Source organism: Aliiglaciecola aliphaticivorans (assembly GCF_054782055.1).
Window position 1 is genome coordinate 50,379 of sequence record NZ_BAAGTF010000011.1, and the last position, 9,031, is coordinate 59,409.

The window sequence follows — 9,031 nt, forward strand, 5'->3', positions numbered from 1 at the left end:
ACTTACCAATACCGTTCTAAACTAATGTGCCCAGGCGAACGACGCAGATGTTTTTTCAGACCAAAGGTGGAAAGCACCTCTAACGTATCTTTAATCATCTCTGGATTTCCACACAGCATAACCTGACAAGTTGTTGGCGCAAACTCAATCCCGCACTTTTGCTGGATTGCCCCGGATGCAATTAATTCAGGAATACGCCCTTTCAATGCATTAGGGTTAAATTCACGGCTAACAATAGGCACAAATCGAAATTGCTCAGGCTTGTCACTTAACCATGTTTGAATTTTGTCGGAATAGGCGAGATCACTATTCTGTCTTGCACCGTAAACTAGCACGACATTTGTGTATTTGCTCCAAGCTTCTTCACTTTCTAATATGGAAATAAAAGGCCCTACTCCTGTTCCCGTGGCTATCAAAAACAAGGTTTCGCTTTGTGGAACTTCTTCTAAGACTAAAAAACCGGTGGCCGGTGACATAATTTTCACTTCGTCGCCGATCTGTAGTTCGTGTAGCTTAGGAGACAGACTACCATTTTCCACTGGCACAGCAATAATTTCTAAATATTCCGCATTTGGCGAGTTCACCAATGAATAAGGGCGGGATAACACCTTATTATCGTCTTGGATAAGGCCGACTTTTGTAAATTGGCCGGCTTTGAATTTAGGAAACGCAGTACATTCGAATTGCAGACTAAACAAATGATCATTCCAATCAACTCGATTGACAATTTTTCCATCATGCCATTGCGCCATAATATGCTCCAAAGTTGATAATTACCCTCTTACGTTAACATGCCCACTGCTAAAGTCCATTGACTCATATCATCAAAAACGTGAGCCTTGGGAATATTCTTCGACACATAAAAATCTACCCCTACCTTAGGGGGAAGGGTATAATTGCCGCTGAATCTGTTTAACTAAATAGTCTAATGAAACCAGAATTAACATTGCCACCAGAATGGTATGCACAAGAAGCCGTAATTTTAGCCTGGCCTGATGATAAAACCGATTGGAAACCATGGTTAAAGGAAGTCAGACAAACCTACAAGCAACTCATTGATGCCATCACTCGTAACAATACCGGGGTGATATTGTTGATCAAAGAGCAAGAGGTTGAGGCGGCTAAACTGTTTCTGAAAGGGTCCAAAAAATTGATGTTTGTAGTGACTAACTACAACGATACCTGGTGTAGAGACTATTGTTTTCTGACGCTTAAACAAGGAAATGTCATGCAACCTATTGAATTTAAATTCAATGGGTGGGGAAATAAATTTGACGCCCAGTTAGACAATAAAGTGAATGCCACAGTGTTAGCGAACCTGTGTAAAGCCGCTCTTAAAAGTGTGGATTTAGTCGTTGAAGGTGGCGCGCTGGAGATAGATCAAAATGGGCACTTGCTTTCCACCGCCATGTGTCTACAAAACCCTGAACGCAATGGCCAGATGACGTGCGCTTCATATCAATCTCTATTTGCTGAACATCTAGGTGCAACCCGCGTCAGTATTTTACAAAATGGTCACCTAGAAGGTGACGATACCGATGGGCATATTGATACCATAGTGAGGTTCACTGACAACCATGGGGTGGTCATTCAGTCTTGTTTTAATCGCCCTGAAGATAGTCATTTCAGCGGGCTAGCTGCGTTAGTTGATGAGCTTAGAACCCTCTTGCCTAATCATGATATTTTTGAACTTCCGCTACCACACTTAGTGAATGAGGTTGGTGAGCGTTTACCTGCATCTTACGCTAATTTCTTAATTTCAAACCATCAGATATTGTGCCCTGTGTATGCTCAACCTGAAGATGAATTAGCCTTGAATATCATCGCTGGAGCATATCCAGATTACACAATCGTGCCCATTGATAGTTTGCCTTTAGTACAACAATTTGGCAGTGTGCACTGTATTAGCATGCAGGTTCCTGTGGGAACATTGAAAGCTGAGGTTATCGAATACCTTAGCAATGGCTTAACTGTTTATGGATGTGAAGGGTAAAATGAATAAAAACACATTGAAAGTTGGCTTAGTACAACAAGCCATTAGCAGCAATGATAAATCTGAAAACTGGGAAAATAGCGCTAAGCAAGTTGCCAAGCTTGCAGCCGATGGCTGTGAATTAGTGCTATTGCAAGAACTCCATAGCACCCTGTATTTCTGCCAGGAAGAAAACACCGATTATTTTGATTTAGCCGAAACAATTCCTGGTCCTGCCACAGATTATTTCGCCGATTTAGCGGCTAAACACAACATAGTGTTAGTCACCTCATTATTTGAAAAGCGCGGCTCTGGGTTATACCACAATACGGCGGTCGTATTTGACCGACAAGCAGGTATGGTTGGTAAGTATCGTAAAATGCATATACCGGACGATCCTGGATTTTACGAAAAATTTTACTTTACCCCAGGGGACTTAGGGTTTGAACCCATCGATACTAGTGTTGGTCGATTAGGCGTTCTGGTTTGCTGGGATCAATGGTATCCAGAAGCAGCTCGATTAATGGCGATGGCAGGAGCTGACATGTTGTTTTACCCAACGGCAATTGGTTGGGATAACACAGACACAACGGAAGAAAAGCAGCGCCAATTTAACGCTTGGCAAACCATTCAACGCTCACATGCTGTGGCGAATTCAGTACCTGTTATTGTGGCCAATCGTACAGGGTTTGAAGCCTCTCCTGTGGCAGGCGATCCTGGCATCCAATTTTGGGGGCAAAGCTTTATTGCCGGCCCTCAGGGGGAAGTCCTTGCCCAAGCGAGCAGCGATAAGCAAGAAAACCTAATGGTAGAATTAGACTTAGCTAGAACCGAACAGATAAAAAGAATATGGCCCTACTTTAGGGATCGTCGTATTGATGACTATCAAGATATCACACGCCGCTGGAGAGATTAGCCACTAACCCCTCCCTTAAACTTGAACGGCAATAACCCGTTAAGACCAATAGGTGCGAAGGCTAATTAAGCACTCGCACTAGATCTAGCACTCACAGCCTTGTACCAGCGCTGTAGATTAACCTGTTCATCGTTAACTTTTATTTGTACTACTCGGGCAAAATCTATAGCACACATAGCGGTAATGTCTGCGATTGAGAAATTGTCACCGGCAATAAACTCGTTAGATTGCAGGCGCTTTTCAAGAACATTTAAATACTTACTAGCAGATATCCCAGCAACTTTACCGTACTCAGGTACGGGAGTCATACGGTCTTTAAAATAGCCGGTGGAATGCTGAAAACACATCCCTACTTGCATAAATAAGGCAAACTCAACTTGGCGCTGCCACATTTCGATTTGAGCCTGTTCAAGTGGCGTGGTTCCCATCAATGCAGGCGCTGGTTGCAACGCTTCAAAGTAACGACAAATAGCGACAGATTCACCAATACAAGTACCGTCATCTAATTCAAGAACAGGCACCTTTCCAATGGGGTTTTTCTGCCGCATCTCTGGGGTCATATTTTCGCCCTTTTGTAAATCGACTTGTACATAGTCCATTTCTATGCCTTTTTCGGCTAGAAATATGCGTACTATTCGAGGCGTGGGCGCTGTTTGGGTATCATATATCTTCATTTTTGGTTTCCTGCCAATTCGCTAATTGTTGTTGAGTATGCGCATCTATAGCTGCTTTATTTTGACTTAGCCACCAGCGCTCCATAATACGAACATTTGCTTGATTCGATTTATAAAATATATCTGCAATATCACCGACAAAAGGCACTAAACCTAATACAAAATCGATCAGGCTATTTTTCAACATTTTCAAAATTAACGGGGTTGGCAAGCCAATGGTTTTACCCATAATGATTATCACCGCCCCTACAATTAACATAATCATATCACCGACACCTGGTATTAGACCGATTAGAAAATCGAGGCCAAACTTTACTTTGGTAAAGGGGATACGGACTGCAGTATCAGACATATTGCCCAGTTTTTGGGCCACCACTAAGGCTTTGGGAGCGGCGATAGAAGCCGTTGATTCATCACTCATAACGTTGCGCCCTTCGCTTTCGCTAATTCTGCTCTAACTGAATTGTCTGACGCTGACGTCCAGCCATGCAGATTGGCAGTTAGAATTGATGCCATCATTTCAATATGCTCAGGATCATCGTTGAGAGCTGGAATATATTCATAACGCTTACCGCCCGCTTCTAAAAAATAATCTCGATTCTCAATACCTATTTCTTCTATTGTTTCTAGGCAGTCTACGGAGAATCCTGGGCAGACAATTTGCACAGACTCAACACCTGTTGCGGGAAGCCCCTGTAAAGTGTGATCGGTATAAGGTTTTAACCACTCTTCTCGTCCAAAACGGGATTGGAAACAAACTAGAAATTGATCTTGTTGGAGGCCTAAGTTTTCGGCGATTAAGCGGGCTGTCTTGTGGCACTGACAAAAATACGGGTCGCCGTTAGTTAAATAACGCTCGGGAATACCATGAAAAGAAAAAATCAGTTTGTCAGCTTGTTCATGTTGCTGCCAATGTTGCCGGATTTTATTAGCTACAGCTTGGATGTAATCAGGGTGATCGCAGTATTGTGATATGAAGCGTAAATCGGGTATCCAACGTCGCTTTTGAAAATCATCAGATAGCGCATCAAATGTAGAGGCCGTGGTTGACGCACTGTATTGAGGATACAATGGCAAGACAACTAATTTGCGCACGCCTTGTTGCATCATGCTTTCTACCGTACCAGAAATGCTAGGCGAGCCATAACGCATGGCAAAGTCTACAACCACTTCCTCGCCATGGGTTTCTTGCATTTTCTGCTTCAAAGCTGCAGCTTGGTTTTTTGCATGGATCATTAACGGCGAGCCTTCATCTTCCCAAACACTAGCATAGGCCTTTGCAGAACGTTTAGGACGAATATTTAGGATCACTAAGTTCAGGATCATCCACCACAGCAATCTAGGTATCTCAACGACACGGGGGTCTGAAAGGAATTGTTTTAAATAGGTTTTAAGTGCCTTTTTGGTTGGCGCTTCTGGGGTACCTAAATTGGTAATCAATACACCAATTTTATCTGCTTGCTTATGTTTGAAGTTAGGGCTGCCTGAAAATTTCATTAATGACTTGGTCTCAATTTTATAAGTTCTACGCACCATTCCCCTAATTGGATTAGTGCGTGGAACTTAATGCTAAACAATACAAACCGTTAACGGTTATCAGCCTCCATTATATAGGGTTTCTACATTTGGTCCTACCGGCATTCCCAGCCAAAATACCCAAATATAGAACAGAAGCGTCCAACCGACAAAAAAGGTGATTGAATAAGGTAACATAGTGGCGATTAACGTGCCCATACCTAAATCCTTTTTATAACGAGCTGCGATAGCTAAAATCAATCCAAAATAACTCATCATTGGGGAAATAACGTTGGTTACTGAATCACCAATTCGATAAGCAGCCTGGATCACTTCAGGAGAATAACCAATTAACATGAGCATGGGTACGAAAATAGGCGCAGTAACCGCCCATTGTGCAGACGCACTGCCTAAAGAAAGGTTCACTAAACCACACATAAAGATGAACAAAATAAACACTTCTGGTCCATCTAGGCCAAGGGCTGTGAGTAAAGAAGCGCCTTTAACCGCAAGCACGGTTCCCAAATTCGTCCATTTAAAGAATGCTACAAACTGCGCGGCAAAAAACACTAAGGTAATGTACAAGCCCATTGACCCCATGCTTTTTGACATGGCGTTGATTATGTCTTTATCATTTTTCATGGTACCTACGATTTTGCCATAGACAAACCCAGGTACAGCAAAGGTAATAAAAATGAAGGCAACAATGCCTTTGAGGAAAGGCGAGCCCGCTACCAAACCCGTTTCAGGATGGCGCAAAATGCCATTTTCCGGCACAACTGTAAGGGCTAACAGGGCACAGACAATCACGAAGGAAAGGCCGGCCATTTTAAGCCCCTTCTTTTCTTGCGCGCTAGGTGCAGTCATCTCTTGCTTTTCTAATTCAACCGAAGCTTCACTAGGGTCATACTTACCCAGTCTTGGCTCTACTATTTTTTCCGTTACAAACGCCCCCATCGCGGCAACGGCAAAGGTGCTAACAATCATAAAGTACCAGTTCACCTCTGGACCAACGATATAATCTGGCGCAATCATATGAGCGGCAGACTCGGTAATGCCTGACAGTAATGGGTCAACGGTACCTAACAATAAATTCGCACTATAACCACCAGAAACCCCGGCAAAAGCCGCAGCTAACCCAGCTAAAGGATGACGCCCAAGGGAATGGAAAATCATCGCCGCTAGCGGTATTAACACCACATAACCTAACTCAGATGCAGTATTGGATAAAATTCCCGCTAAAACTACAGTTATAGTAACCATGCGTTCAGAGGCATTCATCACCATTGCTCGCATGGCGGTTGAAAGTAAACCAGAATGTTCCGCAACGGAAACCCCCAGTAACGCAACTAACACCGTCCCTAAAGGCGCAAATCCAGTAAAGTTAGTTACCAACCCTGTCACAATCCGTTGCAGTCCCTCAGCATTGAGCAGCGACACCACTTCAATCCAACCATCGGGATCACGGCCCTTAGCCCCTAAAGGACGCGGGTCTAATACCGCAACATCAAAATAACCAAGAATGCCACTTAGCACCACAATGAAAAGCGCTAATATGGCAAATAGGGTAATGGGGTGTGGAAGTAAATTACCTAGCCATTCTACGGTTGCTAGAAACCTCGAAAACCATCCTGAATTCTGTTCATTTGATGGCTGATTGCTTGTTTGACCTTGAACCAAAACTATTCCTCTGTCTTTACGGACTTTGTTACCAACTCCGTTAGCTATAAGTCCTTATTATTTTTTGGCATATGATAGCGAAATATATCTACAAAGTGCAGCCTAGGGCTAAAATAAGCATTTTAGGTTGGATTTTTGGATTCAGCGCCCTCAACAATGAAACTTTCAATCATCTGCTGCTGGGCTTTTTCATTAGCCGAAAGGCGGCCAAATATGCTTTCTAAATCCTTCGCAATAGACAAACCTTCATTCGATGAATCAAGGACTTCGGTGGTATCTTCGGCAATTTGTTTGATGGTAACCGCTTGCTCTTCTGCAGCAGTAGCAACGGTAATGGATAGCTGTTCAAGTTCACTGACTTGCTCGATTAGTTCTGCAGATAAGACTTCTACATCGGCTGCTCGCTGTAACGAATCTTGTGCAGTTGAGACATTTTCTTCAATGGACAAGACCACATCATTACTTGCGCCTTGTAAATCTTTGAGTAATTGTGAAATAGAGTCTGAACTGGATTTACTCCCTTTAGCCAGCTTTCTGACTTCATCAGCAACAACGGCAAAACCGCGCCCAGCCTCACCGGCTCTGGCTGCTTCAATGGCAGCATTTAGGGCTAAAAGATTAGTTTGATCTGCTAAGGAATTAATAGTTTCCAGAATACTACTAATAGCAGTAACTTGCTGTTCCATATTGTTCGCTTTTTGTCGAACCGCCAACATATTTTGCGACATGGTTTTTAGGGCATTACTGTTGGATAGATTCACTTCTATATTTTGACTATTTTTCTCCTGCAACTCATCGCTGGCCTCAAGGGTAATAGTTGCAGATTTCGCAATCTCTTCGCTAGTTTGAGACATTTCTTCAAGAGAAGTGGAAATATTACTCGCCAGTAAATGGTTATGCTCACCGTTGCGTAATACTAATTTACTGGCGGAGTTTAACTCTTCCCCTAACTTTTGACCTGACTGTATCGAGGATATTAAATTGATAATCAAATTTCGAAATGCTGCGAAAGTAACATGCATTGAGTTTGAAATAGCCCCTAGCTCATCTTTTCCTTTCAGTCTGATATCAACGGTCAAATCCCCGTTATCGGCTATTTTCTGCAAATCAATGGTTAATTTTTTTAAACGTAAGCGCATCGACCTCACTAAATAAATGTTTAATATCGCCAAAAGAATCATGACTATGGCTAAAATTACCGATTCTAAGACTAACAAGAACATAGCTTGAGAACGCATATCTTGGGATAGTTGGTGTTGCAACATCCATTGCTGGTCGAGGACTTTTTTCAGGGCGACAATTTGTTGAGTAGCCAGCTTAAACCATTGTTCAGACGTATATTCGGTTTCAATATTAGTCGTTTTGCTCTGCAAAATTTCGGATTGTATCTGCAACATTTCTCGATACGAAGGTGAACTAAAAATGCGGTCTATTTGTTGTTGTAATGGCAACGACAAAAAAAGCGGTAAGTATTGACTGGTGATTTGGAAATTGGTGACGTAGCTTTCAATTTCAGATTTAGCTAAATTTGAAACTTGTTTTTTAGCGATAGCACCGTTTATTTTCCCTCTTGATTGCCCTGCGTATTCTTTTAACCAGGCCAAATAGAGTGCTCCACTCACACCTTGGTAAACATCTTGATTATTGATCTTGCCGCGAAGATTCTGCACAGCGTCCAAAGCAAATCGATTCAATAGGCTGTAATGCCTAAAAGCTCTAGCCGCGCTACCTGCATCCACTTGTTTGCGAATAGTGGCCTGTTGCTGAATATGCTTGGTATACAGTAATAAAGCAGCATTGAGTTGTTGTTTTTCTGGCCATTGTTGATTTAGGGTATTCCGTAAATCATCTGCTGCTATGTCAGCTTTCAACCGTTGCTGTTTTAATGCCGCGTATTGAGTATCACTGCCAGACGCTAAAAAACCGGCGGTTAACCCTCGCTCAACTGCATGATGATGGGCAACTTTTTCCAATTTATCCAAAATATTTAATAGATACAGGTCCTCATCACTTTGTTGTACCTGTTGCCATGCACTGTGCAAGCTAACAGACGCAAAGAAAACCACTAAGATCGAAAAGACAATAAGACTTATGAGGGTTATTTTAACGACATTGAAATGCCTTAAAAAATTAATAATTAATCGCGTCACTAGGGCCTGTTGATCTTTCGTGATTGGTTTTTGAGCGGCATGGTAAAGAGTTATAATTTGTTTCGCCAAAAATAAACTAACAACTCAATACCATGCCGAGACTAATGCTAACTGATCAGCGGTG

8 protein-coding genes are annotated in these 9,031 nt (G+C 42.5%); 2 read left to right on the forward strand and 6 right to left on the reverse strand.

The features are described 5' to 3' along the window. Positions 1-2 precede the first annotated feature (2 nt). Entirely contained in the window at positions 3-752 is a 750-nt protein-coding gene (locus ACYVIL_RS07040) for a ferredoxin--NADP reductase (protein WP_460312012.1), read from the reverse strand. Positions 753-928: 176 nt separating this feature from the next. On the opposite strand from ACYVIL_RS07040, the gene ACYVIL_RS07045 reads away from it, so the two are divergent. Together ACYVIL_RS07045 and ACYVIL_RS07050 are read left to right on the forward strand one after the other, a co-directional pair. Further along, complete coding sequence (locus tag ACYVIL_RS07045) at positions 929-1,993, forward strand: agmatine deiminase family protein (RefSeq protein WP_460312013.1); 1,065 nt, start codon at positions 929-931, stop codon at positions 1,991-1,993. 1 nt (position 1,994) lies between these two features. After that, entirely contained in the window at positions 1,995-2,888 is an 894-nt protein-coding gene (locus ACYVIL_RS07050) for a carbon-nitrogen hydrolase (RefSeq protein WP_303475428.1), read from the forward strand. 65 nt (positions 2,889-2,953) lie between these two features. On the opposite strand, the gene ACYVIL_RS07055 is transcribed toward ACYVIL_RS07050, so the two are convergent. From ACYVIL_RS07055 to ACYVIL_RS07075, 5 genes are all read right to left on the reverse strand, one after another. Continuing rightward, a complete protein-coding gene (locus ACYVIL_RS07055) occupies positions 2,954-3,562 on the reverse strand; it encodes a glutathione S-transferase family protein (RefSeq protein WP_460312014.1) in 609 nt (202 codons plus the stop codon). After that, on the reverse strand, positions 3,549-3,983 hold the full coding sequence (locus tag ACYVIL_RS07060; protein ID WP_460312015.1) for a DUF4112 domain-containing protein: 435 nt from the start codon (positions 3,981-3,983) through the stop codon (positions 3,549-3,551). Before ACYVIL_RS07060 ends, ACYVIL_RS07055 begins: the two co-directional genes overlap by 14 nt. Next, entirely contained in the window at positions 3,980-5,059 is a 1,080-nt protein-coding gene (gene hemH, locus ACYVIL_RS07065) for a ferrochelatase (RefSeq protein ID WP_303475528.1), read from the reverse strand. Before hemH ends, ACYVIL_RS07060 begins: the two co-directional genes overlap by 4 nt. Positions 5,060-5,158: 99 nt before the next feature. Next, positions 5,159-6,757: an AbgT family transporter gene (locus ACYVIL_RS07070; protein ID WP_303475419.1), complete on the reverse strand. Its 1,599-nt coding sequence runs from the start codon at positions 6,755-6,757 to the stop codon at positions 5,159-5,161. Between the two features lie 122 nt (positions 6,758-6,879). After that, entirely contained in the window at positions 6,880-8,976 is a 2,097-nt protein-coding gene (locus ACYVIL_RS07075) for a methyl-accepting chemotaxis protein (RefSeq protein ID WP_460312016.1), read from the reverse strand. Between the last annotated feature and the right edge of the window lie 55 nt (positions 8,977-9,031).